At 63.7% G+C, this 20,695-nt stretch carries 10 protein-coding genes; 8 read left to right on the forward strand and 2 right to left on the reverse strand.

What is annotated here, in order from left to right; all coding sequences use genetic code 11:
* The first annotated feature begins 11 nt into the window (after window positions 1–11).
* The 5 genes from ACNH6H_RS10945 to ACNH6H_RS10965 all read left to right on the forward strand — a co-directional run bounded on the left by ACNH6H_RS10945 (window position 12) and on the right by ACNH6H_RS10965 (window position 5,844).
* A complete protein-coding gene (locus ACNH6H_RS10945; protein ID WP_418317597.1) occupies window positions 12–1,055 on the forward strand; it encodes a type IV pilus twitching motility protein PilT in 1,044 nt (347 codons plus the stop codon).
* A 66-nt stretch (window positions 1,056–1,121) separates the two neighbouring features.
* Entirely contained in the window at window positions 1,122–2,258 is a 1,137-nt protein-coding gene (locus ACNH6H_RS10950; RefSeq protein ID WP_418317599.1) for a PilT/PilU family type 4a pilus ATPase, read from the forward strand.
* Window positions 2,259–2,274: 16 nt separating this feature from the next.
* Window positions 2,275–3,168, forward strand: a complete 894-nt coding sequence (locus tag ACNH6H_RS10955) for an NAD(P)-dependent oxidoreductase (RefSeq protein WP_418317601.1) — start codon at window positions 2,275–2,277, stop codon at window positions 3,166–3,168.
* Between the two features lie 259 nt (window positions 3,169–3,427).
* Window positions 3,428–5,596, forward strand: coding sequence for a type I secretion system permease/ATPase (locus tag ACNH6H_RS10960; protein ID WP_418321284.1), 2,169 nt, complete (start codon window positions 3,428–3,430; stop codon window positions 5,594–5,596).
* On the forward strand, window positions 5,596–5,844 hold the full coding sequence (locus tag ACNH6H_RS10965; RefSeq protein WP_418317603.1) for a hypothetical protein: 249 nt from the start codon (window positions 5,596–5,598) through the stop codon (window positions 5,842–5,844). Before ACNH6H_RS10960 ends, ACNH6H_RS10965 begins: the two co-directional genes overlap by 1 nt.
* Window positions 5,845–5,983: 139 nt before the next feature.
* Here the strand turns inward: ACNH6H_RS10965 and istB are convergent, their stop codons facing one another.
* Window positions 5,984–6,802, reverse strand: a complete 819-nt coding sequence (gene istB, locus ACNH6H_RS10970) for an IS21-like element helper ATPase IstB (RefSeq protein WP_418317604.1) — start codon at window positions 6,800–6,802, stop codon at window positions 5,984–5,986.
* Complete coding sequence (istA, locus tag ACNH6H_RS10975) at window positions 6,799–8,292, reverse strand: IS21 family transposase (protein WP_418317605.1); 1,494 nt, start codon at window positions 8,290–8,292, stop codon at window positions 6,799–6,801. Before istA ends, istB begins: the two co-directional genes overlap by 4 nt.
* A 126-nt stretch (window positions 8,293–8,418) precedes the next feature.
* On the opposite strand from istA, the gene ACNH6H_RS10980 reads away from it, so the two are divergent.
* The 3 genes from ACNH6H_RS10980 to ACNH6H_RS10990 all read left to right on the forward strand — a co-directional run bounded on the left by ACNH6H_RS10980 (window position 8,419) and on the right by ACNH6H_RS10990 (window position 20,617).
* Window positions 8,419–9,660: an HlyD family type I secretion periplasmic adaptor subunit gene (locus ACNH6H_RS10980; RefSeq protein ID WP_418317607.1), complete on the forward strand. Its 1,242-nt coding sequence runs from the start codon at window positions 8,419–8,421 to the stop codon at window positions 9,658–9,660.
* Window positions 9,660–11,006 carry a glycosyltransferase family 4 protein gene (locus ACNH6H_RS10985; RefSeq protein WP_418317608.1) on the forward strand — a complete coding sequence of 449 codons (1,347 nt, stop codon included), beginning with the start codon at window positions 9,660–9,662 and terminating at the stop codon, window positions 11,004–11,006. The genes ACNH6H_RS10980 and ACNH6H_RS10985 overlap by 1 nt, the downstream gene beginning before the upstream one ends.
* A gap of 1,121 nt (window positions 11,007–12,127) precedes the next feature.
* Window positions 12,128–20,617, forward strand: a complete 8,490-nt coding sequence (locus ACNH6H_RS10990; RefSeq protein ID WP_418317609.1) for a calcium-binding protein — start codon at window positions 12,128–12,130, stop codon at window positions 20,615–20,617.
* Window positions 20,618–20,695 lie beyond the last annotated feature (78 nt).

Raw genomic sequence — 20,695 nt, forward strand, 5'->3', positions numbered from 1 at the left:
AAGACCCGTCCATGGACATCACCCAACTGCTGGCTTTTTCGGTCAAGAACAAGGCTTCGGACCTGCACCTGTCCGCCGGCCTGCCGCCGATGATCCGCGTCCATGGCGACGTGCGCCGCATCAATGTCGACCCGTTGGAGCACAAGGATGTGCACAACATGGTCTACGACATCATGAACGACACGCACCGCAAGGTGTACGAGGAATCGCTGGAATGCGACTTCTCGTTCGAGATCCAGGGGCTGGCGCGGTTCCGGGTCAATGCGTTCAACCAGAACCGCGGTGCCGGCGCGGTATTCCGCACCATCCCGAGCAAGATCCTGACGCTCGAGCAGCTGAATACGCCGAAGGTTTTTGCCGAACTGGCGCTGAAGCCGCGTGGCCTGGTGCTGGTGACCGGGCCGACCGGTTCCGGCAAATCGACGACGCTGGCGGCGATGGTCAATCATCTGAACGAAGCCGAATACGGCCACATCCTGACGGTCGAGGATCCGATCGAATTTGTCCACGAAAGCAAGAAGTGCCTGGTCAACCAGCGCGAGGTCGGCCCGCACACGCTGTCGTTCAGCAATGCATTGCGTTCGGCACTGCGCGAGGACCCGGATGCGATCTTGGTCGGCGAGATGCGCGACCTCGAGACGATCCGCCTTGCGCTGACCGCCGCCGAAACCGGCCACCTGGTATTCGGCACGCTGCACACCAGTTCGGCTGCAAAGACGATCGACCGCATCGTCGACGTCTTTCCGGCCGCTGAAAAGGAGATGGTGCGGGCGATGCTGTCGGAATCGCTGGTCGCGGTGATCTCGCAGACGCTGTGCAAGCTGAAGGATGGCAGCGGCCGCGTTGCCGCCCACGAGATCATGCTCGGCACACCGGCGATCCGCAACCTGATCCGCGAAGCGAAGATCGCGCAGATGTATTCGTCGATCCAGACCGGCAACAGCATGGGCATGCAGACGCTCGACCAGAACCTCGCCGACCTCGTCCGCAAAGGTGTCATTTCGCCGGCCGAGGCCCGGTCGAAGGCCAAGCTGCCGGAGAATTTCCCCGGTTGATCCGGCGATTGCCGGCGGCCACTGCTGATCAAATGCTGCTGCTTTGCTGCACTGAAGGACAAGCAAATGGAACGTGACCAGGCATCCAAATTCGTCAATGACCTGCTGCGCCTGATGGTCAGCCGCAACGGCTCCGACCTGTTCCTGACCGCCGATTTTCCGCCGGCGATCAAGGTCGACGGCAAGGTGACGAAGGTCTCGCCGCAGCCGCTGACCGGGCAGCACACGCTGGCACTCGCGCGCGCGGTGATGAACGACAAGCAGGCGGCCGAATTCGAGCGCACGAAGGAGTGCAATTTCGCGATCTCGCCGCAGGGCATCGGCCGCTTCCGCTGCAATGCCTTCGTGCAGCAGGCGCATGTGGGCATCGTGATGCGGACGATCCCGCAGACGCTGCCGACGATCGACACGCTGAAGCTGCCCGAGGTGCTGAAGGAAATCGCGATGACCAAACGCGGGCTGGTCATCTTCGTCGGCGCCACCGGCTCCGGCAAGAGCACCTCGCTGGCGGCGATGGTCAACTACCGCAACGAGAATTCGCACGGCCACATCATCACGCTCGAAGACCCGGTCGAATTCGTCCACCCGCACAAGAACTGCATCATCACGCAGCGCGAGGTCGGCATCGATACAGAAGGCTGGGAGCCGGCGCTGAAAAATGCGCTGCGCCAGGCGCCCGACGTGATCCTGATGGGCGAGATCCGCGACCGCGAGTCGATGGACCATGCGGTGGCTTTTGCCGAGACTGGCCACCTCTGCATGGCAACGATGCACGCAAACAGCGCCAACCAGGCGCTCGACCGCATCATCAACTTCTTCCCCGAGGAGCGGCGCGCGCAGCTGCTGATGGACTTGTCGCTGAACCTGAAGGGCCTGGTCTCGCAACGGCTGCTGCCGCTGCAGGAGGGCAAGGGCCGGGTTGCCGCCGTCGAGGTGATGCTCAATTCGCCGCTGATCTCGGACCTGATCTTCAAGGGCGACGTCACCGAGATCAAGGAGATCATGAAGCGCTCGCGCGAACTCGGCATGCAGACCTTCGACCAGAGCCTGTTCGACCTCTACGAAGCGAACCAGATCACGCTCGAGGATGCGCTGCGCAATGCCGACTCGCTGAACGACCTGCGGCTGAACATCAAGCTGAACAGCAAGCGGGCGAAGAATACCGACCTGTCGGCCGGTACCGAACACCTGGCGATCATGTGACGAGGCGGCGCAACGGATGACGGGCAAAGACTACGGCAAGATCGATTCGCAACGCGTTGCCTTCATTGGCCTCGGCGTGATGGGTTATCCGATGGCAGGCCACCTCGCGGGCGCCGGTCATCAGGTCACGGTCTACAACCGCAATCCCAAGCGCGCGGCCGCCTGGGTCGAGGAATTCGGCGGCAAGTCCGCACCGTCACCACGCGCCGCGAGCGAGCAGGCGGCACTCGTCTTCTGCTGCGTCGGCAACGACGACGACCTGCGCTCGGTCGTGCTCGGCGACAGCGGCGCTTTTGCCGGCATGGCGCCGGGCGCCACCTTCGTCGACCACACGACCGCTTCGGCCGACGTTGCGCGCGAGCTGGCGCAGCAGGCCAGCGAGCGCGGCCTGTTCTTCATCGATGCGCCGGTCTCCGGCGGCAATGTCGGCGCAATCAACGGCGCATTGACGGTGATGTGCGGCGGCGACGAACAGGCATTTTCTCGGATGCAGCCGGTCGCGATGGCGTTTGCGAAAGCCGTGACCCGGCTCGGCGACAGCGGCGCCGGACAGCTGGCGAAGATGGTGAACCAGATTGCGGTGGCCGGGCTGGTGCAGGGCCTGGCCGAGGCGATCGCCTTCGGCCAGAAGGCCGGCCTCGACATGAAGGCCGTGCTCGACGTGATCGGCAAGGGCGCAGCGCAGAGCTGGCAGATGGACAACCGCGGCCCGACGATGATCGACAACCAGTTCGACTTCGGCTTTGCCGTCGACCTGATGCGCAAGGACCTCGGCCTGGTGCTCGACGAGGCGCGCAACAACGGCGCCCGGTTGCCGGTGACGGCGCTGGTCGACCAGTTTTATGCCGACATTCAGGCAAGCGGTGGGAACCGCTTGGATACGTCGAGTCTGATCACGCGGCTGAAATAACGCGGTGCGCGGCGGCGCACGAGTGGTCGCTTGTCGCGGCGACCGACACCGCTTCGGCCACTGCGCCGCCCGCTCCTGCGCAAGAGGGCCCTCCCGCGGCCACCCCAAGTGGGGATAACGCGCCGGAATTCGCTGCATAGACTGGATCGCAATCGCAACGACGGACAGTGCGGCGATCCGGCTCTTCGATTCGAAGTGCAGGAACAGTTGGCTGTCAATTGCCGTGACTGCCAGCCATATCCTGCCTGCCGGACCAGGAATCTTCTCTGCCGACGATCCACCGCGCGCCGCGCCTGCACCGGCGCGGGGCGATCGATCGGGCTGGCACGCGTTGTGCCTGCTTGCCCGCCTGCACCAGACCGCCGCCGACCCAGACCAGCTGCGGCATCAGCTTGCGCATCCGGCGGATGCGCCGGTCACGCTCGATGATCTGCTGCTCGGCGTGCGGCAGCTTGGCCTGAAAGGGCGCTGCTGCACCTCATCGACCGAACGGCTGCAGCACATCGGATTGCCGGCGATCGCCGCAATGCGCGACGGCAGTTTTGCGCTGCTCGCGCAATGCGATGGCCAGCGCGTGCTGCTGCAGGAGTTCTGCGAAACCGAGCACAGCCGGCCAAAGATCGAGCCGCTCGACAGTTTTGCCCAGCGCTGGAGCGGCCGCCTGCTGCTCGTCACCAGCCGCGCGTCGCTGGTCGGCGAGATGGCGCGATTCGATTTCAGCTGGTTTGTGCCGGCGATCGTCAAATACCGCCGGCTGTTCGGCGAGGTGCTGGTCGTCTCGCTGTTCCTGCAGTTGTTTGCGCTGGTATCGCCGCTGTTTTTCCAGGTCGTGATGGACAAGGTGCTGGTGCACCACGGACTGACGACACTCGATGTGCTGGTGATCGGCCTGCTCGTTGTCGTCACCTTCGAAAGCGTGCTGACCGGCCTGCGCAGCTACCTGTTCAGCCATACCAGCAGCCGCATCGATGTCGAGCTGGGCGCGCGCTTGTTCCGCCACCTGCTGAATCTGCCGCTGGCATGGTTCGAGGCGCGCCGGGTCGGCGACTCGGTTGCCCGCGTCCGCGAGCTCGAGAACATCCGCAGTTTTCTGACCGGCCAGTCGATCTCGCTGCTGCTCGACCTGCTGTTCTCGGTGATCTTCATCGCGGTGATGTTTGCCTACAGCACGCCGTTGACCTTGATCGTGCTCGCCAGCCTGCCGCTGTATGTCGCGCTGAGCCTGATGATCGTGCCGGTGCTGCGCGGCCGGCTGAACGTCAAGTTTGCACGGGGTGCGGAAAACCAGGCCTTGCTGGTCGAGACGGTCAGCGGCATCCAGACGGTCAAGGCCGGCGCACTCGAGCCGGCGCTGGCCAGGCGCTGGGACCAGCAGCTGGCTGCCTATGTCTCGGCCAGTTTCAGAACACAGACGCTGGCGACTTGCGGCCATGAAGGCGTCGCGCTGGTCGGCAAGCTGACCAGCGCGGTGATGCTCTGGTACGGCGCCAGGCTGGTGATGGAACAGCAGCTCAGCGTCGGCCAGTTCGTCGCGTTCAGCATGTTTGCGCAGCGCGTTGCGCAACCGATCCTGCGAATGGCGCAGACCTGGACCGACTTCCAGCAGGTCGGCATTTCGATGGCAAGGCTCGGCGACATCCTCGACACGCGCACCGAAGTGCCGAGCCGGGCCTCCGGTCAGCTGGCGCCGATCCGCGGACAGGTCCGCTTCGATGCGGTCAGCTTCCGTTATCGGCCGCAGTCGCCGCTGGTGCTGCATGGGCTGGATCTGGCGGTAGAAGCCGGCCAGGTGATCGGCATCGTCGGACGGTCCGGCTCCGGCAAAAGCACGCTGACCAAACTGGTGCAGCGGCTTTACTCCCCGGAACACGGCAGGGTGCTGATCGACGGCATCGACATCGCGGCAATCGACGCGACGCAGCTGCGCCGGCAGATCGGCGTCGTGCTGCAGGAAAACCTGCTGTTCAACCGCAGCGTGCGAGAAAACATCGCGATCGCGGATCCGGCCGCGCCGATCGAACTGGTGGTGCAGGTGGCACGGCTGGCCGGCGCCCACGATTTCATCTGCCAGCTGCCCGACGGCTACGACACGGTCGTCGGCGAGCAGGGCACTGGACTGTCCGGTGGCCAGCGCCAGCGCATCGCGATCGCGCGCGCCTTGTTCACCGATCCACGCATCCTGATCCTCGACGAGGCAACCAGCGCACTTGATTACGAAAGCGAGGCCGCGTTGCAGGCCAACATGGCGGCCATCTGCGCCGGCCGCACGGTGATCGTGATCGCGCACCGCTTGAGCTCGGTGCGGCATGCGCATCGGATCGTCGTGCTCGATCAGGGCCGAATTGCAGAGTCGGGAACCCATGACGAACTGCTGCGCACGCATGGCCTGTACGCCCATCTGTGGGCGATGCAGGCGGGAGTACGGTGATGAGCGGCGCAGCACAGCAGCATCCGGCCATTGAATTGCTCGCGCGCTACCGGGCGGTTTTCGCCGCCGCCTGGGCCGCACGCCTCGAGCTGGCCGGCCCGCGCCGCCTCGCCAGCGAGCTGGCCTTTCTTCCGGCCGCACTCAGCCTGCAGGAGACACCGGCGCATCCTGCGCCGCGGCGGGTGGCCGGCGTCAACTATCCTGACCGCTCGACGACAACTATCTTGGCCGGTGGAACGTGGGCGTAGTTGTCGTTGATCGGTGCCTTGGTTTTGGTTTTGTTGATCTCCTTCGTCGTCGAGCGGTGGGCAAGTCACGGACCCCGCAGGGGCTGTCCACAGGCTTGTCCTGTGGGCAGGTGACTTGTCCACCGCGGCTTCCCCGCGCTCAGGTTGCGTGGTCGGTCGCTGTAGTTGTCGTCGGTCTCGCGTTGGTCCTTCTCCCGCTGGGCTGTGCCGCGTGCGCCGCCCGTCGGCGATAGCTCTCCACATTCATTTCCAAGATCGTCGAGTGATGCACGAGCCGGTCGACTGCGGCCAGGGTCATCGCCGGGTCGACGAACACGTCGCTCCACTGCGAGAACGGCGTGTTGGCGGTGATCGCAAGGCTCTTGCGTTCGTATCGCTCGGCGATCAACTCGAACAGCACCGAGGTCTCGGCCTGATCGCGACGAACGTAGCTCAGATCGTCCAGGATCAGCAGGTCGAAGCGGTCGAGCCTGGCCAGTTCCTGCGGCAGCCGCAGGTCGCGCCGGGCCGCCTGCAGGCGCTGTACAAGGTCACTGCACCGGGTGAACAGCACCCGGCGCCCGGCATCGACGAGTGCGTGACCGAGCCCGCTCACCAGATGGCTCTTGCCGACGCCCGGCGGGCCGAACAGCAGCACATTGGCGCCGCGGTCGATCCACTCATGACCTTCGGCCAACGCCATCACCTGAGCCTTGGAGACGCTCGGTACCGCCGCGAAGTCGAAGCTCGACAATCGCTTGTCCGGCGTCAGGCAGGATTCGGCGCGGTGGCGGTCGATGCGGCGGAACTCGCGCTCGGCGATCTCATGCTCCATCAGCGCTTCCAGCAGCCGATGTCCGGGCCAGCCCTCACGGTCGGACTGCGCGCACAGGTCGTCGGCCAGTCGCTTGATCGTGGGCAGTCGCAGTTCGGTGAGCATCAGCGCCAGGCGCCCGGATGGCAGCGTCGTCGCACTCATGGCGACACCTCGATCAGTACGTCGTAGTCCTGCAGCGGCGGCAACTGCACCGACACCGCCGGCAATTCGACGATGGGCGGTTTCAGTAGCGCGCTCAGCGCATTCAGATCGGGCAATTGGTCGAGCTCGATCAGCTGCTCAAGTTCCTCGGCGAGTTGTGCCTCATGGCCGTCGGCGGCCAACGAGAGCAGGCCCACGATCGTCTTGCAGGCTTCGCGCTCTGCAAGTGCTGCTGACAGGCGTTCCCAGGTGCGGCGGTAGATGTCGCGGGGGAATACCGCATCGCGCAGCACCCAGCGGGCGAAGGCGCCGGGCTTGCGCCTGAGCGCGGCCACCAGGTGCCTATAGTCGATGTTGCGCGGGTGCCGCTGGCCGTCGCGGTGGGTCGCGCGGCTGCGCTCGAGCACGCATTGGCCGCCCAGCCAGCACTCGATGTGCTGCGCATACTGGCGAACCGTCAGGCGGTGTCCGATCAGTTGGCTTGGCGCGCTGTACTGCACGCCCTTGACGGTGAAGATGGCGTATTTGCTGACCCGCGCCGGGAACTCCTCGTACTCAGCCGTGCGGCGCGCCGGCAGCGGCCGTAGCATGGTCCGCTCGACGGCCAGCCGGGTGACGGCGCGGGCATTGAATCGCTGCACGATGGTCTCGACGAAGGCCTCGTAGTCGGCGCGCTCGTCGAAGCGACGGGTACCGCGCAACCGCAACGCCTGGTCGAGCGCGGTCTTGAGCGAATCGTGTCGCGACTCGATGGAGCCGTTCTCATGCGACTGGCTCGGATTGCAGCGGCTCGCGCGCATGCCGTAGTGCTGGCACAGACCCTCGTACCGGCGGGTCAGCTCCTGCGCCTCGGCCAGGTTGTTGAACGCCGCCGACAGGCTGTCGGTGCGATGCTCCTCCGGCACCCCGCCCAGCCGCCACAGCGCGGCCTGTAGTCCGCCGGACAACGCGGCGAAGCTCTCGCCTTCAGTGAGAACGACGGCGTGCCGCCATCCCGAATGCGCGAGCGCGAACTGGTACAGCCGGTGATCGAAAGCGACCCCGTCGATCTTCACCTGCAGGTCGTCGGCGACGGTGAAGTCGGACAGTCCCAGTCTGCCTGGCGGATGCTCCTGGGCGAAGTAAACGTCGCGTTCGGCGCCATGCACGGCGCGCCACTGGCGGACGCGGCGCTGCAGCGTACGAAGCACGGCACCTCCGTACTGGCCAGGATGCCGGCGCTGCAGTTCCTCCAGCAGCGTCACGGCGTTGAGTTGCGCGTCCGCCCGCAGCAGCGGGACGACTTCAGCCTCCCACACCTCGGCCAGTGGATCCGATCGGGTCCGCCAGCTCCTGGCTGGCCGTTGCGAAGGCAGTTGACCGGCATCTTCGATGCGTCGCGCACTGCGTTCGCTGATTCCCGCCTTGGCGGCGGCCGCCACCTGCGGGAGTTTGTTGCGATGTTGTTTGTACTTGAGCACTTGGTGGTCCGTGATTCTCTTGCCGGGCATTTCCGGGGTCTCGACGTGTTCGATGACCCCACGGTAAGCCCCGCGTCCCGGACCTGCCGGCTTCGGCCTCAACCGGCCAAGATAGTTGTCGTCAGCCGGCCAAGATCATTGTCGCCAACCAGGCGGGTGGCCATCACCATCTGCAGCCTGTTCCTGATTGCGGTCTTGTGGGCCGTATTCGGCCAGATCGACATCGTTGCGGTGGCGCCCGGCCGCATCGTCGTCAGCGACAACACGAAGACGCTGCAACCGCTCGAAGCCGGTGTCGTGCGGCGGGTTCTGGTGAAGGACGGCGACCTCGTCAGCGCAGGCCAGCTGCTGGTCGAACTCGACTCGACCCAGGCGGACGCCGATGGCGCGAGCATCGCCGAACAACTGGCTGCGGCGTCGTCGGAGCGGCGGCGCAGCGATGCCTTGATCGATGCGCTTGCCGACAACCGCGCGCCGGTTCTCCGTCGATCCGACGCGGGTAACGGCGGCGATGCGATGGACGGTGCGCGACTCGCCGCCGAATGGGGCGAAATCAATGCGAAGCGCGCGCGGCTCGACGCAGAGGTTGCGCGACGCCAGGCCGAACTCGTGACATTGCGCGAAGCGATCCGCAAGCTCGAGACGACTTTGCCACTCGCCAGGCGGCGCGAGGCTGACTTCAGCACCCTTGCGGCGCAAGGATTTCTCTCCGGCCACGCGGGCCAGGACCGGACACGAGAGCGGGTCGAGCTGGAGGCCGACCTGGCGACCCAGCGCGCCCGACTCAATGAAGTGCAAGCGGCGCTGAAGGAAGCGGTGCAGGCCGGCTCCGCCTTTCTGGCCGAGACCCGGCGCGTACTGAGCGAGCGCCATGCGGCGGCGTTGTCGAAGCAGGTGCAGCTGACGCAGGAGAAAAACAAGACCGAACGCCGCTCACGGCTCGCATCGCTGCGCGCGCCGGTCGACGGCACCGTGCAACAGGTGGCGGTGCACACAGAAGGCGGTGTCGTCACGCCGGCGCAGGTCTTGATGGTCATCGTGCCAAAAGATGCCCCGCTGACCGCCAAGGTGATCATCGACAACAAGGACATCGGCTTCGTCCATGTCGGACAGGCGGCACAGATCAAGCTGGAGACGTTTCCATTCACCCGCTACGGCACCGTGCCCGCGGTCGTGAGCAGCCTGGCCGCTGACGCAGTGCACGACGACAAGCGTGGTGCCTTGTTCCCGGCAACGCTTGCGCTGCAAAACGCCCACATCGATGTCGACGGCAAGCGGATCGCGCTCGGCGCGGGGATGACCTTGAGCGCCGAACTGAAGACCGGCAAGCGTCGGGTGATCGACTATCTGCTGAGTCCGGTTCGCCGCACGATCGATGAAAGCCTGGGAGAACGCTGATGCGGCTGCTTGTCGTTCACCAGAACTTCCCGGGCCAGTTCGGCTATTTCGTGCGGGAATGGGCACGGCGCCCCGGGTGGGATGTCCGCGGCCTCGGCCGCGACACCGCGCCAGGCCTGCCTGGCTTCGATGGCTTGATCCTCCGCTACCGGCTGGCGCGCCAGATCCGCGCCGATCAGCACCTGTACCTGCGTCAGACCGAGGCGTCGACGCTGCATGGACAGGCGGCCGCCCGCGCAATGATCGAATTGCGGCGAAGCGGCTTCATCCCCGACGCCATCCTGGCGCATCCGGGTTGGGGCGAAACCCTGTTCGCAAAGGATGTGTTCCCCGATGCCCGACTGGTCCATTTCTGCGAATGGTTCTACTCCGCCGAAGGCGCCGACCTGGGCTTCGATCCGGAATTTCCGCTGCGCTTCGACGACCGGGCGCGGTTGCGGATCTGGAATGCGCAACACGCGCTCGATCTGATCCACTGCGATGCGGCGGTCAGTCCGACACAGTGGCAGCGCAGCCGCTACCCGGAGGTGCTGCAGCACAAGGTCATCGTCCAGCACGAAGGCATCGACGCAGACGGTCTCGGCCCGGATGACGCAGCCAGTCTTGTGTTGCCGAGTGGGCAGGTGCTGCGAGCCGGCGACCCGGTGATCACCTACGTCGCGCGCAACCTCGAACCCTATCGCGGCTTTCACGTCTTCATGCGCGCGCTCGAATGTATCCAGCAGGCCGACCGGCAGTGCCACGCGGTGATCGTCGGCGGCGACGAGGTCAGCTACGGCGGCCGCCCTGAAGGCTTTCGATGCTGGCGCGACAAGATGCTGTCCGAAGTGAAGCTCGACCCACTGCGCACCCACTTCGTCGGCAGGGTCCCGAAAGCCCAGTATGTGCGACTGCTGCAGGTTTCTGCCGCCCACGTCTACCTGACCTATCCCTTCGTGTTGAGCTGGTCGTTGCTCGAAGCGATGGCCTGCGGAGCGCCGATCGTCGCATCCTCGACTGCACCGGTGCTCGAGGCAATCCGCGACGGCATCAATGGACGGCTCGTCGACTTCAGCAACCCTTCCGACATCGCCCGCGGCGTGCTGGAAACCTTGCATGACGACCCAGCTGCCAAGGCAACCCGCTGCGCTGCTGCACGGCGCGATGCCTGCACACAGTGGCGACAGGCCGATGCACTGCCCCGATATGAGGGATTGCTGCGCCCGGCCACCAGCGCCACGCTAGCGAAAACGATCGATACCCGCGATACCCGTGAATTGCCCGGCGCGATCCAGCATCGGCTGGCCAGCCTTGCCGATGAACGGCGACGGGAAGCGAGGTTGAGAGAGGTGTTGATGGCACGTTGAAATTGTCAGCTGATCAGATCCAAATGGCTCAGGACCCGATGACTCAAACGGAGGAAATAATGAACCCGCATATCGACTACCGCTTTCAACCTGTTTTCGTAAGCATGACGGCTCGAATCTGGGATTCTCGTATTGCGGCGATGGCTCCGCCTATGCGGCGGCGAGTGTGACGCGTACTGCCGATTCCCTCCTCCGATCCAGCACAAAACATGATTGGACTTCTTACCCTAGTTGTTGTTAGTTTGTGGATCCTGCTCGCCGCGACCTTCTCCCGGTGGGCTACCGAGAAAATCTCTCCGACGTGGAAACGTCGCACCTTGAGGCTGGGCGCATTTGTTCTCATCTTTCTTTTTCCTATCACCGACGACATCGTCGGGGGCATGCAGTTCAGGACTCTTTGTGACCAGCATGCATCCTCATTCAGGCTGGGCGTGCAAAATCCTGAGGGCCGGGTAACTAGGTATGTGAGCGATGCGCCAAACCAAAAGGTGCCGTGGATGGCCCTTCCCATTTACCACACTAGGATTAGATATATCGATGTCCAGACAGGTGAATTGGTTGTCGAATTCGACAGGTATACCGCAGGCCCCGGAATCCTTGTGAGTGCAATCTGGCCTTTCGATGGAGGACGGCCGATTACAGTCCAGAGCCACTGCTCGCCCGAGAGTGCCCATCATAAAGCCGCTCCGGGGGTATTGAAGTTTCAGTCGATTAACTGAAAGATCGCCATGCCTACAATTGCGGATATTTATATCACTGCTCTACTAGCGAATGCCGCTTACGTAGATGGATTGGATGACGCCCAAACAGGTAATAGCCTGAAGCATCTTCTGGACAAGGTGATGGCGCCGCCTCTCGCACAATACATTTCCGACAATTTCCGAGTCATCACGAGCACTCCCCGCGGTGGAATGCTTGGATCAGGCTTGGACGCTGTCGTATGGCGCGGACTGCCAAGTACTCCGTTTGAAGGGCAGGTATTTGTGTCGTGCCGCGGAACAGATGGTTCTGATGTCGGCGATTACTTGGCAGATCTCCAACTTACAGTCACTGGCAACGCTGGTCAACAAGTTGCGGACTTGGTAAATTGGTGGCTCCGGATCACGACACCCGCCGGTCAGTTGGCTCCTCAGATTGGCAACCCATCGGCGCCCGGTACAGGACTGATTTCACAGCAGGATCTCGCTGGCGGCGTCATCGTCAATGGCCATAGCCTCGGCGGTTTTCTGGCCGCTGCATTCACGAGACTGCTGGGCACGCATGCCAATGCCCAGTCCACAGTGACGTTCAACAGCCCCGGTTTCAGGTCAGGTAGCGAAGCGGCTTTTCATGATTTCGGCTCCTCCATCGGCTTTGACCTAGGCCGGTCGAGTCTGCCGAGACCTGGCGATCCTGCGCACCTCAACATCTTCGGGTCCCGCGGCGTCAACGTGACAAGTAACGTTTTCTACTTCGATCAGGTCGGCAAACGGATCAGCGTCTTCAATGAAGAAAGCGTTATGCCTCTGCCGAACCATTCCATGTACAAGCTGACTGACACGCTCGCTGTGGCGGCCGCGCTGGAGGCACTCGACCCAGGGATCACGATTCCGCGTGTCAACTCATTGTTCGAGTTCGGGGCCAATCAGGTTTCCGCATCTCTCGAGGGCGTGCTCGACGGATTGCGGTCCTTTCTCGATCCAACCTCACCGCCCACTCAAATTGGCGATTCCGCCGATAGCGCGCTTTCCCGCATCTCGCTCCATCAAAACATCGCTTCAATGATGGAGAGAGTGGACTTTGCGACGCTGAGAGGCAAACTGGCCATCAATCCGAGTGCAGGCACATTGCAATATGCCGCGCGCAATGACTTCGCAGCCTTCGTCGCCCTTGCGGGCTTGTCCCCGCTCCATATCACCAGCAACGGACTGGATGACTCGGCACTCCAGCACTTCTGGCAGTCATCGCATTGGCAGAGTTGGCACGGAAACTGGCTGTCCGACCGGAACCGCACCTCGAGCGAAATGGCCACCGGCACCGCAAATTACAGCGATCGCTGGATCGCCGACAGGGCGGCCTTTCTGGAGGCTGTGCTCCGCTACAACAAGCTCGATGCTGGCGGAGATGTCGTTAACTCTCCCCGACCATCGGCATATCAGATTGTGTTCGCCGACTTGGACCTGAATCGGACTCTTGCCGTCAGGACGAACGGGAGCCAGCCCGCTGAACATGTCAAATTCGGCGGTGCTGCGGCGGAGGCCATTTACGGGGGCGGTCTCGACGACCGCATATACGGAGGCGGGGGCTCGGACACCCTCTACGGCCAGGCCGGCAACGACTACCTAGAAGGCAACGCCGGCAACGATCTCTTGTCCGGCGGTGCAGACAACGACACGCTGCTCGGCGGCATCGGCAACGACACGTTGAACGGCGGTTCCGGTACCGACCTGCTGCTCGGGGGGGCGGATTTCGACACCTACCAATTCGACGTTGGCTGGGGCAGCGACACCATCGTTGACAGCGACGGCATGGGCGTCATCAACGTCGCCGGGATCGGCAACCTCACTGCCACCGGTGCGAAAAAGATCGCCGACAGCGCCTGGCAGTCTGCCGACAAGCGGTTCAACTTCGCCGTCGTGCCCGTCGACTCGGGACGCAGCGATCTGTTCATCACCTTCAGTGACCGTACCGATGTCATCCGGGTGCAGAACTGGAAGTCGGGCAATCTCGGCATCACGCTCGGCACGACGCCCCCCACTCCACAGCCAAGCAACAGCTTTGTCGGCGATTTCATCAAGGCCACCTCCGGTAGCCAGTTCCTGATCGGCGCAGACGGCAACTATGTCAACGCCGGCTCGCAGCCGGGCGCAGCCGATCTGATCACGGGCACGTCGGGCGCAGACAGCATCTTCGGCCACGCAGGCGACGACGCCCTGCTCGGACAGGGCGGAGACGACTACATCGACGGCGGCCCCGGCAACGATGTGCTGCAGGGCGGACTCGGAGCGGATACGCTGCTCGGCGGCGCCGGCAACGACATCATTTACGGATCGAGCAACGGCCAGCTGAGCTATCCCACCAGTACCACGTTTCAGCCACCGACCACAAGCCACCCGATCGTGCTTGGCCGTGGCTTCAATTGGGTGATGTCGTCGCCGGGCACGGACTCCGACGGCATCCAGCGGGCGTTCCTGAGCTTCTCGATCCAGCGTGACCAGCAGGAAGGCGACGCAGGCAATTTCATCGATGCGGGTCCAGGTCAGGACTTCGTGATTGCAGGCACCGGCAACGACACGGTCTACGGCGGCGACGACATCGACGAGATCTTCGGCCTAGCGGGCAACGACGTCCTGCACGGTGACGGCGGCAACGACCGGATCTACGGCGACGGCAGCAACCAGGTGGCTGGAGGACTCGAACACACGCTGGCTGCGCAACACGGCTCCGACATCATCGTCGGCGGCGCCGGCAACGACACATTGATTGGACAGGGCGGCGAAGACTTCATCTACGGCGGCATCGGCGACGATAAGTTGTGGGGCGATGATCGAAGTGCCATCGATACACCTGCGTCGGTGCATGGCAGCGACTTTCTCGACGGCGGCGACGGCAACGACGAGCTGGTCGGCGGCGGGCGTGGCGATGTGCTCTACGGCGGAGCCGGCAACGACATGTTGTGGGGTGACGGCGGCGGCGCCGATTCGCTGGCACCGTCGTACACCGACCCTTCGCTGCACGGCGCAGACCATCTCGACGGTGGCGATGGAGACGACTATTTGATGGGCGAAGGCGGCGCCGACAAATTGTTCGGCGGGGCAGGCAACGACATGCTGCTCGGCGACAACACCGAGGAACTGCTGCCGATCGCCTTCCATGGCGACGATCTGCTGGACGGCGGCGACGGCCATGACACGCTTGCTGGACAGGGCGGAAACGACACGCTGTTTGGCGGCGCAGGCAACGACTTTCTCTATGGCGACGGCCTCGGTGTGTCGCTCGCCAATCACGGCCATGACTGGCTCGACGGCGGCGATGGCAATGACTGGCTCGAAGGCGGCGGCGGGTCGGACACGTTGATCGGCGGAACGGGCAACGACCAGCTGTTCGGTGGCGATGGCGACGATATCCTGAATGGCGGACCAGAAGCCGACGTGCTGGTTGGCGGCCCCGGCGACGACACCTATGTCGTCGTCGCCGGTGAGGCGTCGGAGGGGAATGTCAGCGACCGCATCATCGATGACGAAGGTTCTGGTGCGGTGCAGCTGCGCGGCGTCGACCTGAACGCCATCCAGCTGTACCTCGTCGAAGATGGCGCGGTGGTGATGGCCTGGGCCGCCGGTCAGGCCGTGGCGATCGACCGTGGGCTCGTTTCGAGCGTCCGCCGGGTCGACACCGACACCGGTGGCATGTCATTCGAAAAGCTGATCGGCTCACGCCTCAGGACGCCGATCGCGATGGAGGCCGTCAATCCGGAAGGCCAGTTGCTTGGCGGGGCGATGGACGACCAGCTGACCAGTTCGCAACGCGGCACCATCTTCCACGGCGGTCAGGGCAACGACGACATCAGCATCACGACCGGCGCCGGTGCGACGATATCGATGTCTCTCGGTGATGGCGTCGACAAACTGGTTGCAGTGGCAAGGCAGGCTCCGGAGTCCGGCAAGCCGCCCGCGCAAAATGCTCTGGTTCTCGACGAAGGTTTCGATTCCAGCGACCTGAAGCTGTTCAGATCTGGTACCGGCGTCTTTCTGCTTTCACTGAACGATCTCGGTGACGGCATCCGCTTCGACGCACCTGCCGACGCCGGAGGCCGACCGCTGCCCGGAACGCAGCCGATCGACCTGATCAGGATGGCAGACGGTAGCGTGCTGAGCTGGCAGCAGGTGGTCGATCGGGGCATCGAGGTCCTGCCGTCTGCCACCGGTGGCAACGACGTTCTCGTGCTGACGCCGTTGGCCGACCTGATCGACGGCCAAGGCGGCGACGACCACATCGACGGCCTCGCTGGCAACGACACGATTTACGGCGGCGCCGGCAACGACACATTGATCGGAGGCCTTGGCAACGACGTGCTGTATGCGGGCCGTGGCATCGATTCGGTGATCGGCGGCGCTGGGGACGACCATCTGGTCGGCGGCGACTTTGCGTCGCACGATTTTCTGTCGGGCGGCGAGGGCAACGACGAATACCACTTCACCTTCGGCTACTACACCGGCGTATCGGGCACCGCAATCGATACCTCGCGTTCATCGAACGACGTCTACCACGTGCGTGACACCGGTTATATCGGCGGCGGGGAATACCAGACCTGGACCATCGACGACTTCGGCGGGAGCGCCGACCGGCTTCATTTCTATTCGTCGAACATCACGCCGGCGACGACCCGCGTCACATCCGACGGCAGTGGGCTGCAGCTGAGGACGTGGAACCTGATCGTCGATATCCGAAATGCAATCGATGAGCAGGGCAATGCCGGCGCAGGCAGCATCGAGTCGATCAGTTTCAGGGATGGCACGCTCTGGAATTTCCAGCAGCTGCGCAGCCTGAGCTTGCAGGCCACCGCCGGGAGTGACCGCATTTACGGCACCGGCGCGGGCGAGCTGATCGACGGGCTCGCCGGCAACGACAGTCTGTATGGCCGCGGTGGCAACGACACGCTGCGCGGCGCCAGTGGCTATGACTTCCTGTCCGGCGGCACCGGCAACGATGTGCTCGACGTCGGTGCGGACGGCGGCTGGATGATCGGCGGGCCCGGCGACGACGTCTACCAGGTCAAGGCCGGCGATGGCAACGTCCGGATCGGCAGCGGGTTTCGTGCCAACGCCGAGGACGAAGGTTTCGATGTGCTGCAGCTTGCCGCCAACCAGGCGGATGTGACGGTCAGCTTCGTGGCTGCGACGTCGAACTGGGGAAATATTGTCGACCAGACCGATCAGGTGGTCGTGCGCTGGAAGGATGGCTCGACGACGGTCACGTTCGAGGCCTTCGGCACCCGGCCGGGCGTCTGCGACGTTGTCGAACAGATCCGCTTTGCCAATGGATCGACGATCGACGTCGGCAGCTTCGTCGCATCGCAAGTACCTGCGCCGACCACCGGCCCCGACTCGATCCGGTTGACGTCACTCGACACCTCGATCAATGGCGGGAATGGCAACGATACGATCCTCGGCCGGGCCGGCAACGACACAATTCTTGGTGGCGCTGGCAATGACCTGCTCGACGGCGGCTACGGCGACGATTCGCTCGACGGTGGGGCCGGTGACGACACGTTGATTGTTGGCGCAGGTCGCAATATCGTTGTCTTCGGCACTGGGTCCGGGCGTGACACGATGAGCGGCGGAAGCGCGACCACGGTGCAACTCGGAAGTGGTGTCACCGGATCGACTCTCCGCTATGCCTGGCGGGATATCCAGCGCGAATCGGCTTATGACAGTCAGGGCAAGTGGTACTGGCCGCAGGTCTCCAGAGCCACATTGAGGATCTCGCTGTCCAGCGGCGCCGACTGGCTCGATTCGATCGTCGATGGTGTCCATGAAAACGGCACCGTGCTCGGCTCCCTGCGCTTTACCGACGGCGCGGCATGGGACCTGCACACTGTCCTCGCAATGGCCAATGCCGGCACGCCTGGCAGCGATCTGTTGTTCGATATCGGGCGTCAATCCATGCTCGCCGGTGGCGACGGCAACGACACCTTGTACGCCTCGATGCACGGCAGCATCCTGCGCGGCGACAACGGCAACGACGAACTGCATGGCGGGGATGGCGACGACCGTCTGATCGGTGGAACGGGTGACGACACGCTGTACGGCGGCGCCGGGCTGAACACGCTCGTCTATTCGCGTGGAGATGGCAACGACGAAAACGATACGGCCAACGGTGGCCGTACCGCGATCGAATTCGGCGCCGGCGTTTTTCCTGGCGAGGTCAGTCTGCGCCGCGCCGATTTCTCGACCATTCAGGCCGAAATTGCCGGCGGCGGATCGATCCGGAATCTTCGGGTCGACCGTCGCACACGGGCGCCGATCGAGATCCGCTTTGCCGACGGAACCGTTTGGTCCTCGGAACAGATCCTCGCGTCCATACTCGGCGGAACGACGGGGCACGACACGATCTACGGCTTCGATGAAGATGACCTGATCACCGGCGGCGCGGGCAACGACGAACTGCTTGGCTTGCGCGGATCCGACACGCTGGACGGTGGTGCGGGAGACGACACCCTTTACGGCTTCGGCATGTGGGGATCGGGTCCGACGACCGACCACGATGTATTCATCGGCGGCGCAGGAAACGATCGGATTTACGGTGGCAGCGGAACCAATACCTACAAGTTCGAACGCGGCTTCGGCCAGGACATCGTTGACAACCCGGCAACCCCGGGCGGCGCCATCGTCGAGTTCGGCGCCGGCATTCTTGCCAGCGACATCGTCTGCTCGAGAAGCTTCGGAGGACAGGTCCTGCTCCGCCAGTCCGGCACCAACGACATCGTGCAGATCCGATTGAATGCAAACGACTTGATCCGCTTTGCCGACGGAACGACATGGGCGGCTGCCGACGTGCAGGCGAGGCTCGTCAGCGTGGCCAGCGCGGGGGCCGATTACATCATCGGCTCCGCGGGCGCCGACACCATCGATGCCCTGGGCGGCGACGACCTGGTCGAAGCCGGCGCCGGCAACGATCTGGTATTCGGCGGCAGTGGCAATGACACCCTGTACGGCGAAGCCGGCAACGACACCTTGACCGGCGGCGCCGGCAACGACCTGCTGGTCGATTCCCAGGGGGACGATCGCTATCGCTTCAATGCAGGCGATGGCGACGACGTCATCATCGACGAAGCGGGCAACAACGACGTGCTCGAACTCGGCCCGGAAATCCTGCCGTCAACCACCCGGATCCTCGCCGATACCGCAGGCGCCAACGCAGGCCGCTACCGGCTGAATTTCAACGGCTCGAACGACCAGATCACGATGACCGGGATCGACTCGGTGCTGTTCCACGATGGCACCGTCTGGAGCCGGCAATATATCGACAGCCAGGCAAGGGTTGCGGTTGGCACCGCCGGCAACGACGTGTTGAACGGCACCCCCGGGCCCGACATCCTGAACGGCCTGCAGGGCAACGACAAACTCTACGGCTTTGCCGGCAACGACCGGCTCGACGGCGGGCCCGGCGTCGACTCGATGTATGGCGGCACTGGCGACGACGTCTATTTTGTAGACCACTCCCAGGACGCCGTGTACGAGAACGCCAATGAAGGAAACGACAGCATCTTCGCCAGCGTCACCTACACATTGCTGACGAACGTCGAATACCTCGAACTGACCGGCATGCTGCCCATCGACGGCAAGGGTAATTCGCTTGCCAACACGTTGATCGGCAACGATGCGGCAAACCTGCTGAATGGTATGGCTGGCGCGGACAAGATGGTCGGCCGAAAAGGCAACGACACCTATATTGTCGACCATATCGAGGACCAGGTGGTGGAAGAGCCGGGCGAGGGGATCGATACCGTTCAGAGTTCGATCAGCTACACGCTCGGAGCAAATCTCGAATACCTGACGTTGATTGGCAGCAGCGGGATATCGGGCACCGGCAACGAACTCGGCAACCACATCATCGGCAACAGCGGCAACAACAAGCTGTACGGTCTGGCCGGCAGCGACACCCTCGACGGCGGCGCCGGAGGCGACACGATGGAAGGCGGCACCGGCAACGACTGGTATGTCGTCGACAACAGCAAGGATCGCATCATCGAACATCCAGGCCAGGGACTCGATACGGTGCTCTCGAAGATCACCTGGACCCTTGGCGACAACCTCGAGAACCTGACGCTGATTGGCAGTTCGTCGATCAGCGGAACCGGCAATGCGCTGGATAACCTGATGATCGGCAACGCCGCGGCCAATACGCTGAATGGCGGCGACGGCAACGATACGCTGGACGGCGGTGCAGGCAACGACAAGCTGATTGGTGCCCCAGGTGACGACCTCTATATCGTCGATGCCGCCGGAGACGTCATCACCGAATACGCCGGTCAAGGCAACGATACGGTGATGGCGAGCGTCACCTACACGCTGCCCAACCATGTCGAAAATCTGACGCTGACCGGCAGTGCAGCGAACGGAACCGGCAACGCGCTGGGCAATCTGCTGATCGGCAACGCGGCAGCCAACAACCTTACCGGCGGGGCCGGCAACGATACGCTCGATGGCGGCGCCGGCAACGACATCCTGGTCGGCGGAACCGGCGCTGACACCTACCGCTTCGGCTACGGCAGCGGTCTCGATACGATCCAGGAGAACGACGCCACTGCAGGCGCGAAGGACAGAGTCGAGTTCCTCGGCAACATCCGGCAATCCGATATCCAGTTCAAGCAGATCGGCAACAACCTCGAATTGCTGCTCAGCGCTGGCAACGACAAGCTGGTGATTCGAGACTGGTATCTCGGCAGCGCCTATCGCGTCGAGGAATTTGCCTTCAGCGACGGCACGCTGCTCGTCGAATCACAGGTGCAGAACCTGGTATCGGCGATGGCGGGCTTCAATGCGGGCAGTGCAGGCTCGACCAGCACCATGTCAGCGCAGACCAGGCATCATATGGTCGCAGAGGACCTGTTGACACCGGCGATGGCTTGAAACCCAGACTCCCGAACGATGATCGCCTGGAACTGGGTGCAGGTGAAAGGTGATTGGTTCGGCACGGCTCGCTCGGGC

This window comes from Pseudideonella sakaiensis (assembly GCF_048320135.1).
In the GTDB taxonomy this organism is placed as follows: domain Bacteria; phylum Pseudomonadota; class Gammaproteobacteria; order Burkholderiales; family Burkholderiaceae_C; genus Ideonella_A; species Ideonella_A sakaiensis_A.